Here is a 24854-nt window from a genome sequence, read left to right as displayed (position 1 = left end):
ATGCTCGCCGACGGTCAGCGGTTCGGCGCAAATTCGATCGGGATGTTCACCGTGCCGACCGTCGGTCGACCATCCTGTCGCGCCGGATGGAATCGCCAGCGTTCGACGGCATTCACCGCAGCGCGATCCAGGTCACGCGAGCCACTGCCGTTGATTACCTCGACCGAAGTCGGGACGCCATCGGGTCCGATCCGCGCGCGCACCAGTACGACGCCGCTTTCTCCACGACGCAGCGCACGGCGCGGGTAGCGGGGCGCCGGCATGCTTCCGGCGATGGGGCTTGGCTGGCTTGAAACGCCGGCATCCGAACCGGAAGGCGGTGGGACCGGCGACGTGGTGGTGGGCGCCGGAGCCGCAGGTGGTGCTACCTCGACCAAGCGTGGCTGGGCATCCTGGTCGTCGCCGTCCTCGGCCCTGGCTTCGCCAGGGTCCAGACCACTGGCTTCGCGGTCGCTGGCAGTGGACGGGACCGGCAGCGGGCGGTAGTCAGGTGCGCCGGCGGTCGGTGGCGTCTCGCCGGCACGGAAGAAGTCATCCTGGTTGCGGTCCGCGGACCAGACCCACGCGAACAGCAGCACGCCGGCCAAAAATGCCAGCCCGACCCACAACAATGTGCGCCACGATGGCAGCCAACGGGAGTAGTCCCGGTGCGGTGGTTGCGGGTTGGAAGAGGACTCTGGCATGGCTGATCCGATGACGAAGACCCCGATATTGTGCATGGATGTCGTTAACGCGTTGCCAACCGGTCCCGCCGACGGGCGATCCACGCGATAATCGGACTCCCATCCACGACCCGGTCCCGACATGCTTGACCCCAACCTGCTGCGTCAACAGCCCGCCGAACTGGCCGCCCGCCTGCGCGAAACGCGTGGCCACGACCTCGATCCCGACGTGCTGCAGGCGCTGGAGATCGAGCGCAAGCAGATCCAGGTGCGTACCCAGGAGTTACAGAACCTGCGCAACACCTGCTCCAAGGCGATCGGCCAAGCCAAGGCGAAGGGCGAGGACGCGGCGCCGCTGATGGCGCAGGTTGCCGGGTTTGCCGATGAGCTGAAGGCCAGCGAGGCACGGCTGGACGTGCTCAAGGCCGAGCTGGACGCGATAGCGTTGGGACTGCCGAACCTGCCCCAGGATGGCGTTCCAGTTGGCGCGGATGAGAGTGGTAATGTCGAGCAGCACCAGTGGGGCACGCCGCGCGCGTTCGATTTCAAGGTCAAGGACCATGTCGAACTCGGCGCCCGCAACGGCTGGCTCGATGGCGATACCGCGGCCAAACTCAGTGGCGCGCGCTTCACAGTGCTGCGCGGACAGCTCGCCCGGCTGCATCGCGCGCTCGCCCAGTTCATGCTCGATCTGCACACCAACGAGCACGGTTTTGAGGAGACCAACGTGCCGCTGCTGGTCAACACCGACAGCATGCTCGGCACCGGCCAGTTGCCGAAGTTCGAGGACGACCTGTTTGCGACCGAGATCGGCGAGGCCGCGTCCGCGAGCAGCCGGCGCTACTTGATCCCGACCTCGGAGGTGCCGCTGACCAACACCGTGCGCGATGAGATCATGGATGACGCGGTGATGCCGCTGCGCATGACTGCACACTCGATGTGCTTTCGTGCCGAGGCCGGTGCCTACGGCCGCGATACCCGCGGCATGATTCGTCAGCACCAGTTCGAGAAGGTCGAGTTGGTCAGCATCGCCCGGCCATCGGAGTCCAATGACGAGCACGAGCGCATGACGCGCTGTGCCGAGGTGGTGCTGGAAAAGCTCGGCCTGCCGTACCGCCGCATGTTGTTGTGCTCGGGTGACATGGGTTTCTCCGCCGCCCGCACGTTCGACCTCGAGGTCTGGCTGCCATCGCAGGCGTCGTACCGGGAAATTTCCTCGGTCTCCAACTGCGAGGCGTTCCAGGCCCGGCGCATGCAGGCCCGCTGGCGCAACCCGGCTACCGGCAAGCCCGAGTTGGTGCACACCCTCAATGGATCAGGCGTCGCGGTAGGTCGCGCATTGATCGCGGTGATGGAGAACTATCAGCAGGCCGATGGCAGCATCGCCGTCCCCGAAGCGTTGCGCCCGTACATGGGAGGCCTGGAGAAGATTGCCTGAGTGGGCGTCGAAATCGTCAGGGCAATTTCCGGTGCCGCAGCACACCTGACCCGAAGCCGAGGCCCAACAGCGAAAACAGGAACACGAATGCCGCACGCCAACGCGCCGAAGGCGGGCTGATTGCCCCCAGGTCGGACAACGATGGGAACGCCCCGGGGTCGATAAAGGCCCACAACCCGATGATTGCGCCGCATGTACCACCGACGATGAGCGCCAGGCGCAGGATCATCATGACAATTTTCATCGTTGGCGTGCTCCCTTGGACATCGAGCCATTCAGACATTTCCGGATTGCGCTGTCCAATGTGATGACATCGATCGGGCCTGAGCGACGAAGGCATCCCTTGGGCGGTTGTTGCACGCGCGCAACCAAGCTGATCAAATATAAGTCGATGTTCCGCTGGTGGAATTACCGCGCATGCATGATTTGAACGATCTCTACTACTTCGCGTTGGTGGTCGAGCACTCCGGCTTTGCTGCCGCCGAGCGTGCGATAGGCATTCCAAAGTCTCGCTTGAGCCGTCGTATCAGCCAGTTGGAGACCGATCTGGGCGTCCGCCTGCTGCAGCGCTCAACCCGCCGCTTTGCCGTCACCGATGTCGGCAACGCGGTCTATCGTCATGCGCAATCAATGTTGGCCGAAGCGCAAGCGGCGAGGGAAGTGGTCGACCGTCTGAGCGCGGAGCCGCGCGGCGTGGTTCGGGTCAGCGTACCGGTCGGCGCGGCCCAGCAGCAGATGCCGAAATTACTGCCCGAGTTTCTTGCCCGTTACCCCCAGGTCCGGGTGCAGTTGCTAGTCAGCAATCGGCGCGTGGACGTGATCAACGAGGGGATCGACGTCGCCCTGCGCGTGCGTACCAAGCTCGATGACGACGGCAGTCTGGTGATGCGCAGCTTCGGCCAGATCCAGGAACTGCTGGTCGCCAGTCCCGACTACCTGCGCAAGATGGGCCGACCACAGACGCCCGAGCAATTGGCCGAACACGTCACCATGAGCATGAGCGAGGACGATGCGCGCCAGCGATGGGAGCTGCATGGTCCCGATGGCGACGTGCAACGCATCGAGATCAAGCCGCGGGTGATGGGGTTCGACCTGCCGATGCTGTTGTCGCTGGCGATCCAGGGCGTTGGCATCACCCTGCTGCCGGAGACGGTCTGTGCCGACGCGGTCCGATCGGGCCAGCTAGAGGTCGTGCTGCCGCAGTGGCGCTTGCCGCAAGGTATTTTCCACGCCGTGTTCGCCTCGCGCCGCGGCATGTTGCCGGCGGTACGGGTGTTCATCGACTTCCTCGCCGAGAAGATCCCCGCGATGGTCGACAGTGCACACCTGGGTTGCGCCGACATCAAGGGCCAACCCTGCAGCGAAAGCGAACTCAAGGCGTTCCGGCTGTGACGAATCCGCGCCCACTCGTGCGAGAATAGCGCCGCGCCGGATCGCAGCCACGCGATCACAAACGCGCAGCAGCAGCGCGCAACAGCATACGGAGAGATGGCCGAGCGGTTTAAGGCACCGGTCTTGAAAACCGGCGAAGGGTCAAACCTTCCGTGGGTTCGAATCCCACTCTCTCCGCCAATTGCTACTTTCCCAGGTTGCACCTGAACAGCCCGCCGCGTAGCCTCCGGTGACGGAGTGTTCTGGGAGGGAAAGGGATGACCATTACTGTATTCATCGTCGACGACCATGCATTGGTGCGCACGGGGATGCGCTTGATCCTGTCGACAGGCACGGACATCGAAGTGGTTGGCGACGCCGAGAGCGGTGAGCTGGCCTTGCCGTTGATCCGCAAGCTGAAGCCCGACGTGGTGCTTTGCGACCTCCACCTGCCGGGCGTGAGTGGCCTGGAGGTGACCGAACGCGTGGTCAAGGGGGACCACGGCACCCGGGTCATCATCGTGTCGGTGCTGGAGGATGGGCCGCTGCCGCGCCGATTGCTTGAAGCGGGTGCGTTCGGTTATGTCGGCAAGGGCGGTGATGCCACCGAACTGCTGCGGGCGGTGCGTGAGGTCGCGGCGGGCAGACGCTATCTGGCCAGCAACATCGCGCAGCATCTGGCGTTCTCCGGTCTCTCGGGGAGCGCGACACCCTTTGACGTGCTTTCTCCACGCGAGCTGGAAGTGGCGCTGTTGCTGGTCCAGGGGTTGCGACAGGAGGAGATTGCGCGGCGCTTGAGCCTTAGCGCCAAAACGGTCAACACCCACAAGACCCGCTTGTTTGAAAAGCTGGCGATCACCGACAGCATTGCTCTGGCGCGACTGCTCGGGCAATACGGCGTAGCGGAACCCGCTACCGCCCTGTAACAAAAAAGCGGGCCGCTCGATGAGCGGCCCGCCTGGTTACAACAACCGCTGTAATCCGACGTCAGGCGCTGTGTTCGTCCTCTTGGCGAGGCGCGTCCTGGCGCTCCGGCTTGTCGGACGTCGCATCCGCCACGGCCTTTGCGGCCGCTTGTGCCGGGGAGGCGGGAGCCGGGGCGGGCGAGGCATCGAACAGGCCTGCGGTCATCGGCTGGGTGGTGCCATTGCTGGCGGCGGGCAGGACCTCCGCGGGCGACGCAGCTGGCGTATCCACGACCACAGGGTCGGCGACGGGGGCCGGTTGCGGAACCGCCGGCGTGTCCACCACCACCGGTGCCGGGATGACGGCCTCGGCAATGGGTGCGGCAGCCGGAGTCGGATCGACTACAGCTACCGGTTCTGGCGTCGTCGGTGCTGCGGGTGCTGCCGTCGCTGCCGGGGCAGGGGCTGCCAGGACTGCCGTTGCTGCCGTTGCTGCCGGTGCTGCCGGTGCTGCCGGTGCTGCCGGTGCAGCTGGTGCAACTGGTGCAACTGGTGCAACTGGGGTTGCCGTTGCTGCCGGGGCTGCGCTTGCCGGCGACGGCGGCTCAGCCGGGTTGCTGGCTTCGACCTCTATCACCGGAGTTCCGGCGATATACCCGGATCGCTTCTGGCCAGATGAGTGGGAGTCGGTGGTAACCGAATCGTAAGCACTGGTGCTGGCAGAATCGACGGTAGGCCGATCGGTCACGGCCTCGTCGGTTGCGGCAACCGTCGATTTCGATCGGGCCGGGCGCGGTTGGCGCGGCGTCCTGGGCTTGCGTGGCGGGCGTGCGCTGGTAGCGCTGGTGGCGTCTTCCGGCACTGAGGATTCGTCGTCCTTCGAAAGCTCATTGCCTGGCTCGCGGGCAGCGGCTTGGGCTGGCTTGTCGGCCTTGTCCGCCTCGTCGGTTTTATCCGACTTGTCAGACGTCTCCGGCTTCTCCGGCTTTTCAGTGGAGCTGGAGCTGCCGTCGACTTCATCCTCGAAGTCGAATTCCGGCTGCGACCGGCTGACCACGGCGACGGTGGCTGCTTCAGTGTCGGTGTCTTCATCACCCAGTACGCCAGTGTCCAGCGATTGGTCCTCGGCTGCACCATCGGCTCCGCCGCGGCGGCGGCGGCGGCCACCGCGACGGCCACGACGTCGCCGTCCGGTACCTTCGCCGGCAGCATCGTCATTGCTGCCGGAGTGCCCGGAATCGTTGTCGGCCTGGACGCTGCCCTTGTCAGGTGCACGGTCTGCGTCGCTGACCTGGTTGCCCTGGTTGGTGGCCGCATCGTCGCGATTCGCCGATAGGGCTTCGGCACCTGCCATTCCGACCGCGACTGCAGGCAGTACCGCGCCCGTGTCACTGGTGGGGCTGGTCACATCCGTCGCAACATCGACCGCCTTCGACGAGGGCTTCTCGCCACGCGGCGCGCGGGGCTGCCTGCCTGGATTTGCAGTGTCGCCTTGTTGGCCGGCCGAGGCGATCTGCTCTTCGGTTTGCGGGCGGGGCTGGCGTTGCCTGGGTGGTTTGGCGTTGCGACCCGGCTGGGTGGAGCCGTTTTGCGCCTGCGATTTCTGCGCGCTGTCGTCCCGTGCCTGGCCATTCCCACGGCGGGACTCGTCGCGGCGTTGACCGTCGCGGCCCTGCTTGCCACCACGACGCTGCCCGTTGCGCTCGCCGCGCTCGGTGCGGTCACCGCGACTGCGGTTGTCTTGCTGCTTCGTCGCTGGTTTGGCCTGCTCCGTAGCCGGTTGGCTGCCGCGGAAGAAGCGCATGACCCGCTCGACCATTCCTATCGAGTGGGTCGGGGCAACCACGGCGGCGACCGGTGCGGGAGCCGGTGCGACGTCAGCCTCGCGTGGTTCGCGTTGCGGAGCCGGTTGAGTCGGCTTGACGTTGGTCACGGCCGGTGCTGCCGGGACGTTCAGGTTGGCCTTGGTCAACGCATGGGTCGGCAACTTACGCGGGGTGCCCCGGTGGTAGCTCGGCCGACTGCTTTCTTCGCCCAGTTCGTTTTCGCGCAGGCGGGTGACCTCGTAGTGCGGGGTCAGCAATTGCTCGTCGGCGACGATCACGATCGGCGCGCCATGGCGCTGCTCGATCTCGCTGAGCGCGCGCCGCTTCTCGTTGAGCAGGTAGTTGGCGATCTCCGTCGGTGCCTGGACCAGCACCTGTCCGGTGTTCTCTTTCATCGCGTGCTCTTCGCTCACGCGCAGGATCGATAGCGACAGCGACTCAACGCTGCGCATCCGGCCATGGCCTTCGCAACGCGGGCAGACCAGTTGGCTGGATTCCCCCAGGCTGGGACGCAGGCGCTGGCGGCTCATCTCCAGCAAGCCGAAGCGGGAGATGCGGCCGACCTGGACGCGTGCGCGGTCCTGCTTGAGGGAGTTTTGCAGACGGTTCTCGACGTCGCGCTGGTGCTTGTTGGACGACATGTCGATGAAGTCGATCACCACCAGTCCACCCAGGTCACGCAGGCGCATCTGGCGGGCGACTTCTTCGGCCGCCTCCAGGTTGGTATTGAGCGCTGTTTCTTCGATGTCGCTGCCGCGGGTCGCACGGGCGGAGTTGACGTCGACGGCGGTCAGGGCTTCGGTCTGGTCGATCACCAGCGCGCCGCCGGATGGCAGCCGCACCTCACGCTCGTAGGCGTTCTCGATCTGCGACTCGATCTGGAACCGGTTGAACAGCGGGACGTCGTCGGTGTAGTGGCTGAGCTTGCGCAGATTGTGCGGCATCACCCGTTCGACGAACTCAAGTGCCTCGTCATACATCTCCTGCGTATCGACCAATACCTCGCCGATGTCGGGACGCATGTAGTCACGCAGGGCGCGGATGATCAACCGCGATTCCTGATAGATCAGGAACGGCGCCGGTTTGGTCAATGCCGCGTCGGCCACCGACTTCCAGACCTGCAGCAGGTAGTCCAGGTCCCATTGCAGCTCTTCCGCGTCACGGCCGACGCCTGCGGTGCGGATGATCACGCCCATGTCATCGGGAATGTTCAACGCATCCATGGCGCGCTTCAGCTCGGCGCGATCCTCACCCTCGATCCGTCGCGATACGCCGCCGGCAGTCGGGGAGTTGGGCATCAGCACCATGTAGCGACCGGCCAGCGAGATGAACGTGGTCAGGGCAGCGCCCTTGTTGCCGCGTTCTTCCTTGTCGACCTGGACCACGACCTCCTGGCCTTCGCGCAGCAGTTCCTTGAGGCCGGCCTTGTTCGGGTTGACCCCGGCGGCGAAGTAGTCGCGGGAGATTTCTTTCAGCGGCAGGAAGCCGTGGCGATCACCACCGTACTCCACGAACGCCGCTTCCAGCGACGGCTCCAGGCGGGTGATCTTGCCCTTGTAGATGTTGGACTTTTTCTGTTCTTTCGAAGGTTGCTCGATATCGATGTCGTACAGGTTCTGGCCATCGACAATCGCGACCCGCAGTTCTTCTGCCTGCGTCGCGTTGATCAGCATGCGTTTCATTGTTGCGTTCCTCGCGCTCAACCGCGCGGAACGCCCTGGCGTTTCGCCTCTGGACACTGCGTCCCGTCGCCGCGGCTTTGGACCCTGCATAACGGCAAGCCGTTGTGCGCGCGCTGACGTGACCTGACAATTTCCAGCGCTTCAACACCACGGCGTGCCGCGGGAGCGCTTGTTTTGTTGCTTTCAAATTTTGCTGGGCCGGCGGCACGTCAGGCAAATGCCCTGGTGCCACGCGGGTCGTGTTTATCGAGCAGTCCTTGTGACAATAATGATGTGACAAGAACGGACGAGCCGAGGTTCCGCCGGACTGTCGCTGCTAACATGGCCGCCCCAAGGGCAGGGGTTAGACGCAGACCGGAATCGCAGGTCGGACTTTTGGCCCAGACCCATGCCACCACTCGGATGACAGGGGCAACTCCCTGCGAAATCAAAACCTTATCTCGCGTCGCGAGTGTATCAGATAAGCCATAGCGAATGACCCATTCAGAAAGCACTGAAAACCATGCCGGCGCGCGTACGATCGCAGTGCCCGAAGACCGCGACGGCCAACGCCTGGACAACTTTTTGCTGGGCATCTTGAAAGGGGCACCCAGGTCGCTGGTTTACAAGTTGGTCCGCTCCGGCCAGGTGCGTGTGAATGGGGGCAGGGCGAAGGCGGAACGCAAGCTGGAAGGCGGCGACAAGATCCGCATTCCGCCGGTTCGCATCAACGAGGTGGGCGAGAAGCCGGCCCCGCCGCAGGGATTCATGAATGCGCTGGATGCAGCCATTGTCTACGAGGACGCCCGGCTGCTGGCGTTGAACAAACCGTCGGGGGTTGCCAGTCACGGTGGCAGCGGGATCAGTTTCGGTGCGATCGAGACCTTGCGGGCCTTGCGGCCGGGCCACACCCTGGAGTTGGTCCACCGCCTTGACCGGGATACCTCCGGAATCCTGGTGATTGCCAAGAAGCGCTCGGCGCTGACCGAGATGCAGGCCTTGATGCGCGAAAGCAGTGGCGGCGCGGGCGGGATCCGCAAGCGCTACCTGGCGTTGTTGAGCGGACGCATGCCGGACGGGGTAATGACCGTGGATGCACCGTTGCACGTTGGATTGCGCCAAGGGGGAGAGCGCCATGTCCAGGTCAATCGCGCAGGCAAGGCGTCACTGAGCCACTTCCAGGTGCTGGAGCGGCGCGGCGGGCAGTCCTATTGCGAGGTCCGGATCGAGACCGGGCGTACCCACCAGATCCGTGCGCACGCCCGGCACATTGGCCATGCGGTGGCCGGTGATGACAAATACGGCGACCCGGTGATCAACAAGCGCTTGCGTGACCAGGCCGGCTTGAAGCGTCTGTTCCTGCATGCCTCCACACTGGAATTCGCGCTGGACGACGGCAAGACGCCTTATACCCTCAATGCGCCACTGGCACCGGAGCTGCTCGAGGTCCTGGACCGACTGGCGTGATTTGCGGTTCGGTCCAGTGCCTGGGGGTCAGCGTTGCTCATCCAGCTGGAAGCACATCTGCGGCCGCATCGTTGGCGGGGTGAACGTCACCGGCACGCGCAAGTCGGATTCCACCGGTTCGCCGCGGCTGGTGGCCGGCTCGAAACGCCAGGCCTTGACCGCCGCGACGGCCGCTTCGTCCAGCGCAGCATGGCCACTGCCGTTCTCGACCCGGACATCACTGATGCGTCCATCGGCGGTGATTTGCATGATAAGGCCCACCTCGCCGCCCACGTCGGCGCACGCCAGCTCCGGCGGATAGGTCGGCGGTGGGGTGTCGACGGCCAGCGGCTGGGTCGGCATGACCTTCGGTATCTGGACGGTGGTGTCGGGGCTGCAAGCGGTCAGCAGTGCCAATGACAAGGTTGCTGCAATGAGCACGGCAATGGAGCGGCGTGGGGTCGTGATTGCAGGGGCCTGGGTTGCGGGGATGGGTGGCATGGGCATCGGTGACATGGAATTCACTCCGTGAGTGCCTGCGTTTTGGCCGCGCAGATGAAGTCATTTTCGCTGAGTCCGCCAACATCGTGGGTCGAGTAACGCACGACGCAGCGGTCGTAATGGACACTCAGGTCCGGGTGGTGGTCCTCGCGATGGGCAATGAAGGCCAAGGCGTTCACGAATGCCATCGTCCGGTAGTAGTCCTTGAACCGGAACGTCTTGCACAGGGCACGGCCATTTTCGGCCAGTTCCCAGCCCGGAACTTCGATCAGCAGTTCGCGCACCCGCACATCGCCGAGCTTGTGTTCACTGCCGCGACGGGGCGCGCAATGGGCGTGGGCGAGGGGGATCATGTCGTTCATCAGGGCTCCTTGGCTCGCTAACGGTTGTATAGCGTATAGACCGTTAGAATAGCGGCATGATCCAGATATCAGAATCCGCCCAGACCCATTTCCGTAAATTGATCGAACGAGAGGCGCTGCCTGAACTTGGCGTGCGTCTGTCGGCGGTCGATCCCGGCACGCCGCGCGCTGACGTGCGGCTGGAGTTCACCCAGCCGGGCGACCTGCAAGGCGACGAGTGGGCGATCGATTGCCAAGGCTTCACGTTGTGGCTGGAGGCAGCCAGCGTGGAGGTCCTGGATGGGGCGGAGATCGACTACGAGAACCAGGCGACGGGTGGTCAACTGCAGATCCGCGCGCCCAAGATCAAGGGCGTGGCGCCAGGCGAGTCGGCCTCACTGGTGGAGCGCGTGCTCTACCTGGTGGAGAACGAGATCAATCCGCAGCTTGCCCAGCACCGGGGCAGTGTTTCAGTGTCGGAGGTAACGGCCGAAGGGGTCGTGGTGCTGCGCTTCGGCGGTGGTTGCCACGGGTGCGGGATGGCGGACATGACGCTGAAGAACGGCATCGAGAAAACCCTGCTGGAAAAAGTCCCGGGGGTAACCGCGGTGCGCGACGCGACCGACCACGAAACTGGCGCGGCGCCGTATATCGCCCGCGAAAGCGGCGCCTGAGCCTGGCGATGCATCGTTGACGGTCTCGGTCGACGCATGGATCCACGCATTGCAGCTTCGCCTGAAGCTGATTGCACCGCATCGGCGCATGCCGCCGGGCGAGTTCCCGCCCGGCTGGCAGCAATGGTTTGCATCGATGTCGCCGCGCGCCGGCGCGGTGACTGGCGCCAGCGCCCGGTCGATCGCGGCGACAATGGCCGAGCGTCCCTTGAAGGCGCCGCCGCGTGCGTCGGCACCACTGAGCCGATGGCAGGCGCTCACGGCGCTGGGTCGCCAGCAGTGGGAGCCCGCCCAACGTGACGAGCGTGGGCTTCGCTGGTTCGCCACAGTTGCTTCGGTTGGCTGGCACGTGTTGCTGGCGGCAATACTGGTCTGGCTGATCTACCAGCAATCCGTCAATCCGTCCCATCCTCCACCCAAGGGCGAAGAGATGGTGGTGCAGATCGAGTATGTCGGAACGGGAACCCCTGAGCAGGTGGGCGGTGGACCGGCCTCGGAACCCGAACAGCAGCAGAGCACCCCCGTACCACCGACGCCGGTTGACGATGTCCCTGACGCGCCGACGACCAGTGCGGCGCCACCGCCGGAAGCGCTCGAGCCGCCGACCCCGGAACCGCCTGCGGTCATCCCGGCTCCGCCGCCGGCACCGGCTGAGGTGCAGGAAGTCGCGGAAATGGCGGCAACAGAGGCCAACCAGCCACTGACGGTCAGCGAGCCGATCGGCGAGGTCAGCGACTTCGTATTGCCGCCGACCGCCCAGCGCCTGGATGCACCGGAACTGATAGTGCCCGAACTGCAGATGTCGATACCCGCCGTCGAAGTGGCGGAGGTGCCGGTTGCGCCGCGCCCGACCGTGTCGGTCATTGAAGCATCGCCGTCGGCACCGCCGGTTCTGGAGCAGCGTCCTGCCGAAGTGGTCGTGCGCGAGATCCCCATTGCCCTACCAAGCAGGCCACTGCCAAGCGTGCCGGTACCGAGCATCCCGCCGCCCCGGTCGTCACCGTCAACCGTGGTGCGACCCGCGCTGGTCGCCCCGCCAAGCGAACTCCAGGCCCCCGCATTGCAGGCACGGGAGATTCCCGCCGTCACGGCGGCCCCTGCCGTGTCACCCACGCCGTCGACTACTGCAATGCCGACCGTCAGCCAGTCTGCTGAGCCGGCTGCGACGGCGGCACAACCACTCTTGCCGGCGATCAAGCCCCCTGGTGCCGCCGATCAACCCGGCGTCAGCTCCAATGCGGGTCCAAAGCCGACACCCACCCCCGGCGGTTGGCCCGATCCGAAGCGTGGCGACGACTGGGGCGCAGATGCGCAAGAGCGTCCGGGCCAGCAACTGGGCCAAGCGGACGGTTTGTACAACAGTGATGGCAGCGCGAAGCTGGCAGAAACGCCTGGCTCGGCATCGCCGGGCAAGCCCCCGGGCACGGTCACCGATGAGATCGTCAACCTCGACCGCAACGGTACCTGGCTCAAGCGCGCGCCAACCGATTACGAGCCAACCGCCTTTGATCAGTACTGGCGTCCGACCGAAACGCTGCTGGAAGAGTGGGTCCGCAAGAGCGTTAGTACGATCCGCATCCCGATCCCCGGTACCAGCAAGCACATCGTCTGCCATACCGTGCTGTTGGCGCTTGGCGGAGCATGCGGCATCAGCGACCCCAACCTGGCCGACCAGCCTGCGACGGCGCGGCCATCACCGGATATCCCATTCAAGCCGGAGTTGCAGGACGATAACGGCAGCGTTCCGGCCGGCGACTGACGGGCCTGGTAGCAATAAAAAAGCCCGCGTCAAGCGGGCCTTTTTACTGGTGACGGTTTCCTGGTGGGAAGCGGCAGGTTGGCTACTTGTCGTGGGATCCAGCCATGTTGACCAACTTGCTGTCCCGCGATCCAAAATACGCGCTCAAGTTGGCGATCTGCTGATCGGTCAGGTCCTGGGCCTGGGACGACATCAATACATGCTCGCGGCTGCCGTCGCGATAGCCTTGCAACGAGTGGGCAATGTAGTCCGCGTATTGTCCACCAATGATCGGATACGTCGGGTCGATCGGTGCGTTGCCTTCCGCTCCGTGGCAATCGATGCACGATTGGCCGGTTGCCGCACCCTTGACCTTGGCCTGTTGCTCGCCCGCGGCGATGCTGCCGTTGGGCAAGCCGGCCGAGGATGAGCTCAGTGCGGCATGTTCGCCATCGGCGGGAGCGTCTGATGAACATGCCGACAGGGCCAGCATCGTGGCGAGCAGAACAGGTGCGATGGCGAAATTGCCGCGGATCGTCGTTGACATCTGTTCTCTCACTTCAAGTTGGAAAGGAATGCGGTGATATCGGCAATGTCCTGGTCCGAGAAACCCCGGGCCTGGGCCTGCATCGTGGGATGGCTGCGCGTGCCGTCCCGATAGGCGTGCAATGCATTGCTCAGGTAAACCGCGGACTGGCCGCCGAGCTTTGGCACGTGGTAATTCGGATAGGCGTTCTTGTAGCCATCGATCCCGTGACAACCTTGGCAGGTGTAGGTCAACAGGAAGCCACGCTCGGCAGCGCTGGACGAGTCGTTGGTCCCGGCAGTGGCGGGATCCTGGGCCATCGCCGGGGCGGCGAGGAGGGTGAGCGCCAGGCAGGCGGCAATAGTCAGCGGTCGCATCATGTTGTAGTCCGCAATCTCTGTGGCTGGATAGGTGTTTAGCGGGGCAGGTGGAGTTACGCGTATCCACGGTGCTCGCGCATAATCTACAAAGTATAGCTCGCGTTCATCGTTCCATGAAGGCATGCCCATTGGCAACCGGGTTCCTTCGCTGCCGGGTATCGCCGGACATGTCGGCGTGACCTTCGGGGGATAGGATCCGGCCAGCTATACTGATATACATAGCTACAACACCGACATGCGGTCGAAGCGTCACATGCACACACACATTCCTTGGGGTCACTTGATGCGCCAGCCTATTTTTCCACCCACCGGTAGCGGCCTGCGCGTTGCTGCGTTGGCACTGCCCTGTTTGTTGCTGCTGGCGGCCTGCTCCGGTGGCAAGCCAGACCCGGGTGCCGACAAGGCAGGCAGCGAAAAAGTCGTCGAAGCGGTGCCGGTGGAGGTCGCTGCTGTCACCCAACGACCGATGGCCGCCAGCTACACGGGGACCGCGCCGTTGGAGGCGCCCACCGAATCCCAGGTCGTTGCCAAGACCTCCGGTGTCGCCCTGGACGTGCTGGTCGCCGAAGGCGAGCACGTCCAGGCGGGCCAGGTCCTGGTGCGCCTGGATTCGGACCGGGCGCGACTGCAGCTGGCACAGGCCGCCGCGCAGCTGGGCAAGCTGCAGAACCAGTTCGAACGGGCGAAGACGCTCGCGGCCGAGCAATTGATTGCCGCATCCGACTATGACCAGATCCGCTACGACCTGGCCAATGCCAAGGCCGCCAACAAGATGGCCCAGCTGGAGCTGTCGTATGCCAGCGTCAAGGCGCCAATCAGCGGCGTGGTGGCGTTGGTCACGCCCAAGGCAGGCAATTTCGTGCAGATCAATACCCCGATCGTGCGGATCGTCGACACCTCCAGGCTGGAGGCCACCCTGAACGTGCCCGAGCGGGAGCTGTCGGTGCTGAAGCCCGGCCAGGAGGCGCAGTTGCGGGTGGACGCATTGCCGGGCAAGAGCTTCGTCGGCATCGTCGATCGTGTCTCGCCGGTGGTTGATGCCGGCAGCGGCACCTTCCGGGTCATTATCCGGTTTGATGGCGTCGGCATATTGCGGCCGGGCATGTTCGGTCGTATCAGTATCGATTACGACCAGCGTGCCAACGCCTTGGTGGTGCCCCGTGTCGCATTGCTGGAAGACCAGGGCGACCCGGCGGTGTTCCTGCTGAAGGACGGCAAGGTCGCACGCACGCCGGTGCAACTGGGTTACATGGACGGTAACTGGGCCGAAATCCGTGGCGGGCTGAGCCTGGGCGATCGCGTGGTGGTTGCCGGCAAGAGTGCGTTGCGTGACGGCAGCGCCGTGGCGGTGGTCGACGCGCCGGCCGATGAACAAAGGCCGGTTGCCGACAGCGCGCCGACCCAACAGCCGCCGGCTCCTGCGCCGACGGCGGCGACCGACCAGTAGGCCGGGCCGAACGTGAGCGACGACATCAACAATCCTTCCCGCCCGATGCCCGACCCGCATCGTTCCGCCGGTTTCAGTCTGGTCGAGTTTTCCACTCGTCGCCGGGTCACCGTGGCGATGGTCACCATCACCTTCCTTCTGTTCGGGTTGATCGCGCTGGGCAACCTGAAGGTCAACCTGCTGCCCGACCTGAGCTATCCGACCCTGACCGTGCGCACCGAGTACGTCGGTGCGGCGCCCACCGAGATCGAGACCCTCATCACCGAACCGGTTGAGGAGGCGGTCGGCGTCGTCAAGGGCCTGCGCAAGCTCAAGTCAGTCTCGCGCACCGGCCAGAGCGATGTGGTGCTGGAGTTTGCCTGGGGCACCGACATGGACCAGGCCGGGCTGGAAGTGCGCGACAAGATGGAGGCCTTGCAGCTGCCATTGGAAGCCAAGCCGCCAATACTGCTGCGCTTCAATCCCTCTACCGAGCCTGTTATCCGGCTGGCGCTGTCCACCACGGCCGACGACGACAGCCTTCGCCACCTGTCGGTGCTGCGTCGCTATGCCGAAGAAGACCTGAAGAAGAAACTCGAGCCGGTGGTGGGCGTTGCCGCGGTCAAGGTCGGCGGCGGCCTGGAGGATGAGATCCATGTGCTGATCGACCAGCAGAAGCTGGCCCAGTTGAACCTGCCCATCGAGACGGTGATCCAGCGACTGGGCCAGGAGAACATCAATATCTCTGGCGGCCGGCTGGAGCAGGGCAGCCAGCGTTATCTGGTACGTACGGTCAACCAGTTCGCCAGCGTCGAGGAAATCGGCAACATGCTGGTGACCACCAGCACCGGTGGCGACAACGCGGCGCAGGACGCGGCCGCACAGATGGCGCGAGTCGCAGCGGCGTCAGGATCCGCCGATGCGATGGCGGCGGCGGCTTCCGTGCAGAGTGCGTCGTCTGGCAGCTCCGGCGCGATTGCCGGGGGCAAGGCGGTCCGGCTCAAGGACATCGCCGAGGTCACCCAGGGCCACAAGGAGCGCGAGTCGATCATCCGCGTGGATGGCAAGGAAGCCGTCGAGCTGGCGATCTACAAGGAAGGCGATGCCAATACGGTGGCCACCGCCGATGCCGTGCACAAGCAACTGGTACTGATCCAGGAGCAGATCCCGCCCGATATCGGTCTGACCGTTATCGAGGACCAATCGACGTTCATCCGCCACGCCATCAGTGACGTCAAGAAGGATGCGGTGATCGGCGGCTTGCTGGCGATCCTGATCATCTTCCTGTTCCTGCGCGATGGCTGGAGCACGTTCGTGATCGGGTTGTCGTTGCCGGTGTCGATCATCACCACCTTCTTCTTCATGGGGCGACTGGACCTGAGCCTCAACGTGATGTCACTGGGTGGGCTGGCGCTGGCGACCGGTCTGGTGGTGGATGACTCGATCGTGGTGCTGGAATCGATCGCCAAGGCACGCGAACGCGGGTTGGGCATCCTGGAAGCAGCGATCAAGGGCACCGGTGAGGTCAGCATGGCGGTGGTCGCGTCCACCTTGACCACGATTGCGGTGTTCCTGCCGCTGGTGTTCGTGGAAGGTATCGCTGGTCAGCTGTTCCGTGACCAGGCGTTGACCGTGACCATTGCGATTGCGATCTCGCTGGCGGTGTCCATGACGCTGATCCCGATGCTCAGTGCGCTCAAGGGACGGCCGCCGCTGGCTTTCCCGGAAGAGGCGGCGCACCCGCAGTGGAAGCCGGAGTCCCGGTTGGCGAAGCCCTTGGCCATGGCCGAGCGTGGCGTCGGCGCCGGTGTACGCGGCGGCTTTTTCGGACTGGCGTGGGTGGCGGTGCGTTTGTGGCGTGGGCTCTCGGCCGTGGTCGGCCCGGTGATGCGCAAGGCCAGCGACCTGGCGATGAAGCCCTACGACCGTGCCGAGCGCGGTTACCTGAGGCTGTTGCCGGCGGCATTGGCGCGGCCGCTGGTGGTGCTGGGAGCGGCGGCGACGGTGTTCGTGCTGTCGCTGCTGCTGGTGCCGTTGCTGGGTGCCGATCTGATCCCGCAACTGGCCCAGGACCGCTTCGAGATGACCGTCAAGCTGCCGCCGGGCACACCATTGCGCGAGACCGATGCGTTGGTGAGCGAGCTGCAGGAAAAAAATGCCGACGCGCCGGGGATCCGCACCATGTATGCGGTCAGTGGCAGCGGCACGCGGCTGGACGCGAGTCCGGCGGAGAGTGGGGAGAACATCGGCAAGCTGAGCATCGTGATGAGCGATGGTGGCAGCGAGGAAATCGAGGCGGCGACCACGGAACAACTGCGCAAGACGATGCAGTCACACCCCAGCGCGACGGCGGATTTCAGCCGGCCACAGTTGTTCAGTTTCTCGATGCCGCTGGAGATCGAATTGCGCGGTGGCGACCTGGATTCCATCAAGAGCGCCGGCCAGGAAATGGCGGCGATGCTGCGGGCCAGTCCGCATTACGCCGACGTCAGCTCCACGGTCGAGCAGGGTTTCCCGGAGATCCAGATCCACTTCGACCAGGAGCGCGCGGCCGCCTTCGGGCTGACCACCCGGCAGATCGCCGACGCGGTGGTCGCTAAGGTGCGCGGCGAGGTGGCGACCCGTTACAGCTTCCGCGACCGCAAGATCGACGTGCTGGTACGCGTGGAGGAGACCGATCGTGGCTCGGTGGAGGATATTCGCCGACTGATCGTCAACCCGGGCGGTGCCGCACCGGTACGGCTGGCGTCGGTCGCGGATGTGGTTGCGACCACCGGTCCCAGCGAGATCCATCGTGCCGACCAGGTGCGGGTCGCGATCGTGTCGGCCAACCTGCGCGATATCGACCTGGGCAGCGCCGTGGCCGAGGTACAGCAGATGGTCGAGCAGAACCCGCTGGGCGCCGGAGTCCAGATGCATATCGGCGGCCAGGGCGAGGAACTGTCCAGCTCGATTCGCTCCCTGAGCCTGGCGTTCGGGCTGGCGATCTTCCTGGTGTACCTGGTGATGGCATCGCAGTTTGAATCGTTGCTGCACCCGTTCGTGATCCTGTTCACCATTCCGTTGGCGATGGTGGGTGCGATCCTGGCGCTGTTCCTGACCCGCTCACCGGTGTCGATCGTGGTCTTCATCGGATTGATCCTGATGGTGGGGCTGGTGACCAAGAACGCGATCATCCTGATCGACAAGGTCAACCAGTTGCGCGAAGCGGGCGTGGCCAAACACGAGGCATTGGTGGAGGGCGCCCGCTCCCGGTTGCGGCCCATCGTGATGACCACGATGTGCACGCTGTTCGGCTTCCTGCCGCTGGCGCTGGCGTTTGGCGAAGGTGCCGAGGTGCGCTCACCGATGGCCATCACCGTCATTGGCGGCTTGCTGGTGTCCACGCTGTTGACGCTGGTGGTGATTCCGGTGGTGTACGACCTGTTGGATCGGCGTCCGGACCAGTATTACCGCACTCGCGCGCACCGCACTGAGCCCCACCCGGAGTCGCTGGGGTGAACATCTCCGAGATGAGTCTCAGGCGCCCGGTCACCACGATGATGCTGTTCGTGTCGATGGTGGTGATTGGCCTGATCGCGGCGGTACGGTTGCCCCTGGAAGCGCTGCCCGCGATCTCGTTCCCGGCCGTGTTCGTTAACTTGCCGTACCCGGGTTCGACGCCCGAAGAGGTGGAACGCACGGTGCTGCGCCCGGCCGAGGAAGCGTTGTCCACGATGAGTGGGCTGGAAAGCCTGCGTGGCACGGCGACCTCGGATGGTGCAAGGCTGCAGGTGATGTACTCGGACTGGGACACCGATGTGCAGATTGCCGCGTCGGAGGCGCGCGAGCGACTGGATGCCATCCGCGACGAGTTGCCCGACGACCTGCAACGCTATTTCGTCGGTAACTGGTCCAGCAGTGATGATCCGATACTTGAGATCCACCTGGCCGGCGACACCGACCTGAGCCAGGCGTACGACCTGATCGAGCGCGAGTTCCAGCGTCCGCTGGAACGCGTCGACGGCATCGCCAATGTCGAGATCGGCGGCGCGCCGGCCAACGAGATCGAAATCGCCATCGACCCCGACCGGTTGACGGCCCACGGGCTCAGCCTCAACGAGCTGACCCCGCGCCTGCAATCGTTGAACTTCTCCATGGCGGCGGGCGAGATCGAGGTGGAAGGGCGACGCCTGCGGGTGCAGCCGGTCGGTGAGCTGACCGACCTGGACGAGTTCCGCCAGTTGGTGATCAACGACGCCGGGGTGCGATTGGGTGATATCGCCGAAATCCGCATCAAGCCCGAGCGCGTCACCGGCGCGCGCCAGCTCGATGGGCGCCCCTCGGTGACCCTGGACATCTTCAAGGAGCGTGAGGCCAACCTGGTGGATGTTTCCCGGCGCGCGCTGGAGGAACTGGAACGGATCCGCCAGCAGCCGGCATTGAGCGGTATCGAGATCAAGGTCGACGACAACCAGGGCAAGGAGGTCACCAGTTCGCTGCTGGAGCTGGCCGAAGCCGGTGGTATCGGCTTGCTGCTGTCTATCGCGGTGCTGTACTTCTTCCTGCGCCACTGGCCGTCGACATTGATGGTGACCCTGGCGATCCCGATCTGCTTCGTGATGACACTGGGCTTCATGTATTTCGCCGGCGTCACCCTCAATGTGTTGTCGCTGATGGGCTTGCTGCTGGCGGTCGGAATGCTGGTGGACAATGCGGTAGTGGTGGTGGAAAGCATCTACCAGGAGCGGGAGAAACTCCCCGGACAGCCGGTGCAGGCCTCGATCGTCGGTACCCGCAACGTCGCCATCGCGTTGTCGGCGGGCACGTTGTGCCACTGCATCGTGTTCGTCCCCAACCTGTTTGGCGAGACCAATGACATCAGCATTTTCATGTCGCAGATTGCGATCACCATATCGGTGTCGCTGCTGGCGTCATGGCTGGTGGCCGTCAGCCTGATCCCGATGCTGTCGGCGCGGATGAAGACGCCGCCGGCAGTAAGCAACGAAGGCGGAATCATCCATCGGCTGCAGAAGCGCTATGCACGTTTGCTGCGGTGGACCCTGGACCATCGCGGCTGGAGCGTGTTCGGGATCGTGTTGATCATTGCCGTCAGCATAGTGCCGATGACCCAGACCAAGATCGAGATGTTCGGTAGTGATGACGGCAAGGAGGTCGAGATCTTCTACAAGTGGCAAGGCAGCTACACCAAGGAGCAGATGGGCGAAGAAGTCCGACGTGTCGAGCAATACCTGAACGAGAACCGTGAGCGCTTCCATATCGTCCAGGTGTATTCGCAGTATCGGGAGCAGGGCTGGGCCGAGACCGAGGTGTCGTTCGACGACTCGGTCGAGGATCCATCCAAGCTGGGCGAGATCATCAGCAAGGAGTTGCCAAAGTCGGCGCGCGCGAAACTGGGTGTCGGCCGCAGCCGCGGTGACGGCGGGGGCGCGGGCAATATCGAAGTGCACCTGGTGGGTGACTCGACCAAGATATTGGAGAACCTGGCCGAGGATGTCGTGCCGATCCTCGCCCGCAATCCGGAGCTGCGCGACGTGCGCGTCGACAGCGGCGACCAGAACAACGAGTTGACTGTGCGCGTTGATCGCGAACGTGCCGCGGCGTTCGGTTTCAGCACCCAGGACGTTTCCCGCTTCGTGTCATTGGCATTGCGCGGCGCACAGTTGCGCGACTTCAAGCGTGACCAGACCGAGATCCCGGTATGGGTGCGCTTCCAGGGCGCCGACAACTACGGAATGGAGGACATCGCGGCGTTCACCGTGCGCGCCCCCGATGGTCGTACCGTGCCGCTGATGGCGATGGTCGATGTCAACGTGCAGGAGGCGGCGACCGATATCCGCAGGACCAACCGGCAGACCCGGTTGACCATCCAGGCCAACCTGGCCAATGACGCCACCGTGCCGCGCGCCCGTGAGGTGATGGAGCAGACCCTGGACGGCGTTGCGTTCCCGCCGGGTTATGGCTACAGCTTCGAGGGCAGTGCCTTCCAGCGCGATTCCAAGGCCCAGAACCAGATGATGTTCAACCTGGTTATCGCACTGGTGATGATCTACGTGGTGATGGCGGCGGTGTTCGAGTCGCTGTTGTTTCCCACCGCCATATTGAGCTGTGTGCTGTTCTCGGTGTTCGGCGTGTTCTGGCTGTTCTGGATCACCGGCACGACGTTCTCGGTGATGGCGTTTATCGGCATCCTGGTGTTGATGGGCGTGGTGGTGAACAACGGGATCGTGATGATCGAGCACATCAACAACCTGCGCCGCCGCGGCCTGTGTCGCACCGATGCCCTGGTCGAAGGCAGTCGCGAGCGCCTGCGGCCGATCCTGATGACGATGGGCACGGCGATCCTGGCGATGGTGCCGATTGCGCTGAGCGAGACCCAGGTGTTGGGCGGGTTGACCTACTTCCCGATGGCGCGCGCGGTTGCCGGCGGTCTGGCGTTCTCGACTGTGGTCAGCCTGCTGTTCCTGCCGACCATCTATGCGCTGCTGGATGACCTGCGTAACGGGACGGTCAGGATCGTACGCAAGGCAAGGGGAGCCACGCCTGCGCCGCTGGCGGGTGGGCTCAACGAAGCCTGACGGGTTTGGGCAACGTTGCCGGTCCGTCTGGCCGGCAAGTTGTATCCCGGTCGCCACGACAAGGGCGCGACCCGAACGGGATATGACGGCGCCGTATCAGAACACGGTGCTGAGTATTTTCAGCCCGCCGACCCATACGCCAATCGCCGTGCCCATGCTGGTCAGGAAGAAGTTCAGCAGTATCCGTGCCACCCGGTTGCGCCACCAGCCACGCATGGTCTGCACGTCCGCGCGCAAGGCCATGAAATCGGCGTAAGTCGGCTTGCGCAGCGTGGCCTCGGTCAACGCGCTGAGCATTCCCGACCCCAGCGCGGGGTGCAATGGGGTAATCGGGGACACCAGGAATGCGACCAGGATGCTCAACGGGTGCCCGCCGGCGATCGCGCAACCTGCCGCGCCCAGCAAGCCGGTCGCCAGCACCCATTGCAGCAGCAACTCCGAGCCGACATCCAGGCCACCCTGCGAGAAGCCCCAGGCGAAGCCGCCGATCACGATGGCACTCACCACGATACTGACCCACGGGATTCCGCTCTTCTTCGGAAGGGACTCCAGCTCCTCGCGGATCGCGGTCGGTGCGGCGGTCTCCTCGCGCAGGTGCCGGGCCAGCCCCTGCAAATGACCGGCGCCGACCACCGCCAGCACCTCGCGTGAGCCGTCGTTGTTGGTGTCCTGACGGATCGCGCGCAAGCGCGCCGCCATATAGCGATCGCGTTCGGCAATCACTGTCTCGTAGACGGCCGGGCTTTCGCTGGCGAACTCATTGAAGCTCGCCTCCAGCATGTCGCCCTGCTTGAGTTTCTCGATCTCCTCGCTGCCGACCTCGTCATCGGCAAGCAGGCTGACCAACAACCCGCCGCCCAGCTTCGCGCGGCCCCAGAACCCGAGCCGGGACGAGGCGCGCTTGAAGGTCAGGCCGACGTCGCGATCAATCAGGTGCACGGGCAATTCGCGTGCCCGGGCTTCCAGCACCGCGCGCTTGAGTTCGGCGCCGGGTTCCACGCCCAGTTGCTCGGCGAGCCGGCGTTGGTAGGCGGACAAGGCCAGGTTGGCGGCAAACATCGCGGTCTTGCCGGAACGGATCACCTGGACCAGGTCAAGCTTGGCCATCGAGTCCGCATCAGTAAGGGCATTGAGGCGGGGGGCGTCCAGTTCGACCGCGACTGCATCGTAGTGGCCGCTGGCGATCGCGGCGGCAACCGCTTCAACGCTGGCCCGCGATACGTGGGCGGTGCCAAGCAGGGTGTAGCGCACGCCGTCGCGCTCGACGACTTGATGTGGCTGCCCGCGCAGGAAGTCCGGGGTAATGTCGTCCACGGTGGTCTCAATCATCAAGCGGCAACCAGTTGGAGCAAGGGGGGATGTGACGGTGGCACTGTGCCGGGTTGGACGCACTGCGCCGGCGAAGGTTCAATCCCGGTAGCGCTTGAGCAAGTCGCCATAGGCATCGATGCGGCGATCACGCAGGAACGGCCAGATCCGCCGGACGTCCTCGCTGCGTTGCATGTCGACTTCGGCCATGAGGATTTCCGGGTCACTGCCAGCCTCGGCGAGGAACTCTCCCTGTGGGCCCAGCACGTGGCTGTTGCCCCAGAAGTCCACTCCCGACGCCCCCAGTGGCGAAGGCTCGTGGCCGACGCGGTTGCAGCTCAGCACCGGCAGGCCGTTGGCGACCGCATGACCGCGGTGGCTGATGATCCAGGCATCGCGCTGACGATCTTTTTCGGCCTGGTCGTCGTCGGGGTCAAAGCCGATAGCGGTCGGATACAGCAGCAGCTCGGCGCCCGCCAATGCCATCAACCGTGCCGCTTCCGGGTACCACTGATCCCAGCACACCAGCACACCGAGACGACCCACCGAGGTATCGATCGGCTCGAAACCCAGGTCGCCCGGGGTGAAGTAAAACTTCTCGTAGAACCCCGGGTCGTCCGGGATATGCATCTTGCGATATTTGCCGGCGATACTGCCGTCGGCCTCAAGCACCACGGCGGTGTTGTGGTAAAGCCCCGCCGCGCGACGCTCGAACAATGAACTGACCAGCACCACGCCGTGCTGCCGTGCCAGTTTCCCGAGGCGCTCGGTGCTGGGACCCGGGATCGGCTCGGCAAGATCGAACTCGTCGACCGACTCGTGCTGGCAGAAATAGGCGCCGTTGTGGATCTCCTGCAGCAGGACCAACTTCGCACCCTGCCTGGCAGCCTCAGCCACGCGCTGTTCAATCAACCCCAGGTTGGCGTCGGCGTTGCCGGCGCCCTGGTCGATGATGGCGCGCTCCTGGATCAGCGCGACGGGAAGGGTCTTGTTGCTCATGATGATTCCATTGGCTGGGATCGCTGCCGGACAGCAGGTGGAACCAGCCCCGCCGGCAGCTGCATGGTGATGCAGTGCAAGCTGCCGTTCTGCCAGATCAGCGAGCGACACGGGACCTGTACGATTTCACGGCCCGGGAATGCCTTCGACAATACTGCCGCGGCGGCCGTATCGGCGATGTCATCGTAGGCGGGCATCAGAACCGCGCCGTTGATCACCAGGAAGTTGGCGTAACTGGCGGCCAGACGACGTCCGCCGTCAACCACTGGCCTGGGCCATGGCAGCGGAAAAAGCCGGTAAGGCTGGCCGCTGCGGGTGCGCAAGGCCGACAGCTCAGTGCCCATCGCTTGCAGTTCGGCGAAATGGGAGTCATCCGGGTCGTCGCAGGCCTGGTAAACGATGGCATCGGTCGCGGCGAAGCGGGCGAGAGTGTCGATGTGGGCGTCGGTGTCGTCACCCTCCAGATAGCCGTGATCCAGCCACAACACCCGGTCCTGCTGCAGCCAGCCAGCCAGTTGTTGCTCCAGCGCGGTCCTGGACGCATCCGGGTGGCGTTCGCTCAAGCACGTCCACGTGGTAAGAAGCGTGCCTGCACCATCGGTTTCAATGGCGCCACCTTCAAGTGCAAAATCAATCGCTTGCCGGGAACTGTCAATGAAGACTCCGAGGTCACTCAGGGCTTCCACCAAGCGGTCGTCGCGGCTGGCCTGGAATTTTCCGCCCCAACCGGTGAAGCGGAAATCCAGCAGCCGGTAGCCGTCGGTTGTCACCAGGGTGATGGGGCCGGAATCGCGTAGCCAGGTGTCGTCGTAGGCAACGGCGATGAACCTGACCCGCTCCATCTCGACCCGTGCCGAGGCCAGCCGGGCGCGCGCATAGGCTTCGACATCATCATCGGCGACGCAGACAAGCACCGGCTGGAAGCGGGTGATTGCCGCGACCAGGGCGATATACGTCTCTTCGACGTCGCCCAGACGCTCGGCCCAGTCAGTACCTGCGTGCGGCCAGGCGATCAGGATCGCCGATTGGGGCTCCCACTCGGCAGGAAAGCGCAATAAATCAGTCATCGATCAT

The 24854-nt window shown here is 64.5% G+C and carries 19 protein-coding genes and 1 tRNA gene; 10 read left to right on the top strand and 10 right to left on the bottom strand.

Features of this window, described 5'->3' with window-relative positions; genetic code table 11:
- Positions 1-14 precede the first annotated feature (14 nt).
- Positions 15-683: an energy transducer TonB gene (locus ACW7G0_RS06430; RefSeq protein ID WP_456988414.1), complete on the bottom strand. Its 669-nt coding sequence runs from the start codon at positions 681-683 to the stop codon at positions 15-17.
- Between the two features lie 121 nt (positions 684-804).
- Between ACW7G0_RS06430 and serS the strand changes: the two genes are divergently transcribed.
- Positions 805-2100 (top strand): serine--tRNA ligase, encoded by a 1296-nt coding sequence (gene serS / locus ACW7G0_RS06425; protein WP_456988413.1) that lies wholly within the window; start codon positions 805-807, stop codon positions 2098-2100.
- A gap of 16 nt (positions 2101-2116) precedes the next feature.
- On the opposite strand, the gene ACW7G0_RS06420 is transcribed toward serS, so the two are convergent.
- Complete coding sequence (locus ACW7G0_RS06420) at positions 2117-2332, bottom strand: hypothetical protein (protein WP_456988411.1); 216 nt, start codon at positions 2330-2332, stop codon at positions 2117-2119.
- Positions 2333-2502: 170 nt separating this feature from the next.
- Between ACW7G0_RS06420 and ACW7G0_RS06415 the strand changes: the two genes are divergently transcribed.
- The 3 genes from ACW7G0_RS06415 to ACW7G0_RS06405 all read left to right on the top strand — a co-directional run bounded on the left by ACW7G0_RS06415 (position 2503) and on the right by ACW7G0_RS06405 (position 4397).
- Positions 2503-3492 carry a LysR family transcriptional regulator gene (locus ACW7G0_RS06415; protein WP_456961412.1) on the top strand — a complete coding sequence of 330 codons (990 nt, stop codon included), beginning with the start codon at positions 2503-2505 and terminating at the stop codon, positions 3490-3492.
- A 90-nt stretch (positions 3493-3582) separates the two neighbouring features.
- Positions 3583-3672, top strand: a tRNA-Ser gene (locus ACW7G0_RS06410).
- A 77-nt stretch (positions 3673-3749) separates the two neighbouring features.
- Positions 3750-4397 carry a response regulator gene (locus ACW7G0_RS06405; protein ID WP_456988409.1) on the top strand — a complete coding sequence of 216 codons (648 nt, stop codon included), beginning with the start codon at positions 3750-3752 and terminating at the stop codon, positions 4395-4397.
- A gap of 61 nt (positions 4398-4458) precedes the next feature.
- Here the strand turns inward: ACW7G0_RS06405 and ACW7G0_RS06400 are convergent, their stop codons facing one another.
- Complete coding sequence (locus tag ACW7G0_RS06400; protein ID WP_456988407.1) at positions 4459-7884, bottom strand: Rne/Rng family ribonuclease; 3426 nt, start codon at positions 7882-7884, stop codon at positions 4459-4461.
- A 474-nt stretch (positions 7885-8358) separates the two neighbouring features.
- Between ACW7G0_RS06400 and ACW7G0_RS06395 the strand changes: the two genes are divergently transcribed.
- Entirely contained in the window at positions 8359-9330 is a 972-nt protein-coding gene (locus ACW7G0_RS06395; RefSeq protein WP_456988406.1) for an RluA family pseudouridine synthase, read from the top strand.
- A gap of 27 nt (positions 9331-9357) precedes the next feature.
- On the opposite strand, the gene ACW7G0_RS06390 is transcribed toward ACW7G0_RS06395, so the two are convergent.
- Both ACW7G0_RS06390 and ACW7G0_RS06385 read right to left on the bottom strand, forming a co-directional pair.
- The gene (locus ACW7G0_RS06390; RefSeq protein WP_456988404.1) at positions 9358-9825 is read right to left on the bottom strand and encodes an energy transducer TonB; all 468 of its coding nucleotides are present in this window, start codon (positions 9823-9825) and stop codon (positions 9358-9360) included.
- A gap of 5 nt (positions 9826-9830) precedes the next feature.
- Positions 9831-10172, bottom strand: coding sequence for a 4a-hydroxytetrahydrobiopterin dehydratase (locus ACW7G0_RS06385; RefSeq protein WP_456988402.1), 342 nt, complete (start codon positions 10170-10172; stop codon positions 9831-9833).
- A gap of 56 nt (positions 10173-10228) precedes the next feature.
- Between ACW7G0_RS06385 and ACW7G0_RS06380 the strand changes: the two genes are divergently transcribed.
- Positions 10229-10825: an NfuA family Fe-S biogenesis protein gene (locus tag ACW7G0_RS06380; RefSeq protein ID WP_456988400.1), complete on the top strand. Its 597-nt coding sequence runs from the start codon at positions 10229-10231 to the stop codon at positions 10823-10825.
- 49 nt (positions 10826-10874) lie between these two features.
- Positions 10875-12584, top strand: coding sequence for a hypothetical protein (locus ACW7G0_RS06375; protein WP_456988398.1), 1710 nt, complete (start codon positions 10875-10877; stop codon positions 12582-12584).
- 82 nt (positions 12585-12666) lie between these two features.
- On the opposite strand, the gene ACW7G0_RS06370 is transcribed toward ACW7G0_RS06375, so the two are convergent.
- Positions 12667-13110, bottom strand: a complete 444-nt coding sequence (locus tag ACW7G0_RS06370; RefSeq protein ID WP_456988396.1) for a c-type cytochrome — start codon at positions 13108-13110, stop codon at positions 12667-12669.
- A gap of 8 nt (positions 13111-13118) precedes the next feature.
- Positions 13119-13466 (bottom strand): c-type cytochrome, encoded by a 348-nt coding sequence (locus ACW7G0_RS06365; RefSeq protein WP_456962948.1) that lies wholly within the window; start codon positions 13464-13466, stop codon positions 13119-13121.
- Between the two features lie 286 nt (positions 13467-13752).
- Here ACW7G0_RS06365 and ACW7G0_RS06360 point away from each other — a divergent pair, with 286 nt between their 5' ends.
- From ACW7G0_RS06360 to ACW7G0_RS06350, 3 genes are read left to right on the top strand one after another with little or no spacing between them, the layout of a single operon-like run.
- Positions 13753-14916, top strand: a complete 1164-nt coding sequence (locus ACW7G0_RS06360) for an efflux RND transporter periplasmic adaptor subunit (protein ID WP_456988394.1) — start codon at positions 13753-13755, stop codon at positions 14914-14916.
- Between the two features lie 45 nt (positions 14917-14961).
- Positions 14962-18396, top strand: a complete 3435-nt coding sequence (locus ACW7G0_RS06355) for an efflux RND transporter permease subunit (RefSeq protein ID WP_456989470.1) — start codon at positions 14962-14964, stop codon at positions 18394-18396.
- The gene (locus ACW7G0_RS06350; protein ID WP_456988392.1) at positions 18393-21473 is read left to right on the top strand and encodes an efflux RND transporter permease subunit; all 3081 of its coding nucleotides are present in this window, start codon (positions 18393-18395) and stop codon (positions 21471-21473) included. The genes ACW7G0_RS06355 and ACW7G0_RS06350 overlap by 4 nt, the downstream gene beginning before the upstream one ends.
- 96 nt (positions 21474-21569) lie before the next feature.
- Here ACW7G0_RS06350 and ACW7G0_RS06345 read toward each other — a convergent pair whose 3' ends face one another.
- The 3 genes from ACW7G0_RS06345 to ACW7G0_RS06335 form a co-directional block, all read right to left on the bottom strand.
- The gene (locus tag ACW7G0_RS06345; protein WP_456989469.1) at positions 21570-22787 is read right to left on the bottom strand and encodes a TraB/GumN family protein; all 1218 of its coding nucleotides are present in this window, start codon (positions 22785-22787) and stop codon (positions 21570-21572) included.
- A 93-nt stretch (positions 22788-22880) separates the two neighbouring features.
- Positions 22881-23780, bottom strand: coding sequence for a carbon-nitrogen hydrolase (locus tag ACW7G0_RS06340; protein ID WP_456988390.1), 900 nt, complete (start codon positions 23778-23780; stop codon positions 22881-22883).
- The gene (locus tag ACW7G0_RS06335; RefSeq protein WP_456988388.1) at positions 23777-24847 is read right to left on the bottom strand and encodes an agmatine deiminase family protein; all 1071 of its coding nucleotides are present in this window, start codon (positions 24845-24847) and stop codon (positions 23777-23779) included. The genes ACW7G0_RS06340 and ACW7G0_RS06335 overlap by 4 nt, the downstream gene beginning before the upstream one ends.
- Between the last annotated feature and the right edge of the window lie 7 nt (positions 24848-24854).

It is taken from the genome of Lysobacter sp. A286, assembly GCF_054052105.1.
The sequence above is the reverse complement of the archived record's forward strand: the minus strand, read 5'-3'. Positions and strand labels throughout refer to the sequence as shown.

What these genes read in the sequence shown, in the direction of transcription:
- ACW7G0_RS06430 (WP_456988414.1), bottom strand. Translation starts at nt 683, where the DNA reads ATGCCAGAGTCCTCTTCCAACCCGCAACCACCGCACCGGGACTACTCC.
- serS (WP_456988413.1), top strand. Translation starts at nt 805, where the DNA reads ATGCTTGACCCCAACCTGCTGCGTCAACAGCCCGCCGAACTGGCCGCC.
- ACW7G0_RS06420 (WP_456988411.1), bottom strand. Translation starts at nt 2,332, where the DNA reads ATGATGATCCTGCGCCTGGCGCTCATCGTCGGTGGTACATGCGGCGCA.
- ACW7G0_RS06405 (WP_456988409.1), top strand. Translation starts at nt 3,750, where the DNA reads ATGACCATTACTGTATTCATCGTCGACGACCATGCATTGGTGCGCACG.
- ACW7G0_RS06400 (WP_456988407.1), bottom strand. Translation starts at nt 7,884, where the DNA reads ATGAAACGCATGCTGATCAACGCGACGCAGGCAGAAGAACTGCGGGTC.
- ACW7G0_RS06395 (WP_456988406.1), top strand. Translation starts at nt 8,359, where the DNA reads ATGACCCATTCAGAAAGCACTGAAAACCATGCCGGCGCGCGTACGATC.
- ACW7G0_RS06390 (WP_456988404.1), bottom strand. Translation starts at nt 9,825, where the DNA reads ATGTCACCGATGCCCATGCCACCCATCCCCGCAACCCAGGCCCCTGCA.
- ACW7G0_RS06385 (WP_456988402.1), bottom strand. Translation starts at nt 10,172, where the DNA reads ATGAACGACATGATCCCCCTCGCCCACGCCCATTGCGCGCCCCGTCGC.
- ACW7G0_RS06380 (WP_456988400.1), top strand. Translation starts at nt 10,229, where the DNA reads ATGATCCAGATATCAGAATCCGCCCAGACCCATTTCCGTAAATTGATC.
- ACW7G0_RS06370 (WP_456988396.1), bottom strand. Translation starts at nt 13,110, where the DNA reads ATGTCAACGACGATCCGCGGCAATTTCGCCATCGCACCTGTTCTGCTC.
- ACW7G0_RS06365 (WP_456962948.1), bottom strand. Translation starts at nt 13,466, where the DNA reads ATGCGACCGCTGACTATTGCCGCCTGCCTGGCGCTCACCCTCCTCGCC.
- ACW7G0_RS06360 (WP_456988394.1), top strand. Translation starts at nt 13,753, where the DNA reads ATGCGCCAGCCTATTTTTCCACCCACCGGTAGCGGCCTGCGCGTTGCT.
- ACW7G0_RS06355 (WP_456989470.1), top strand. Translation starts at nt 14,962, where the DNA reads ATGCCCGACCCGCATCGTTCCGCCGGTTTCAGTCTGGTCGAGTTTTCC.
- ACW7G0_RS06340 (WP_456988390.1), bottom strand. Translation starts at nt 23,780, where the DNA reads ATGAGCAACAAGACCCTTCCCGTCGCGCTGATCCAGGAGCGCGCCATC.
- ACW7G0_RS06335 (WP_456988388.1), bottom strand. Translation starts at nt 24,847, where the DNA reads ATGACTGATTTATTGCGCTTTCCTGCCGAGTGGGAGCCCCAATCGGCG.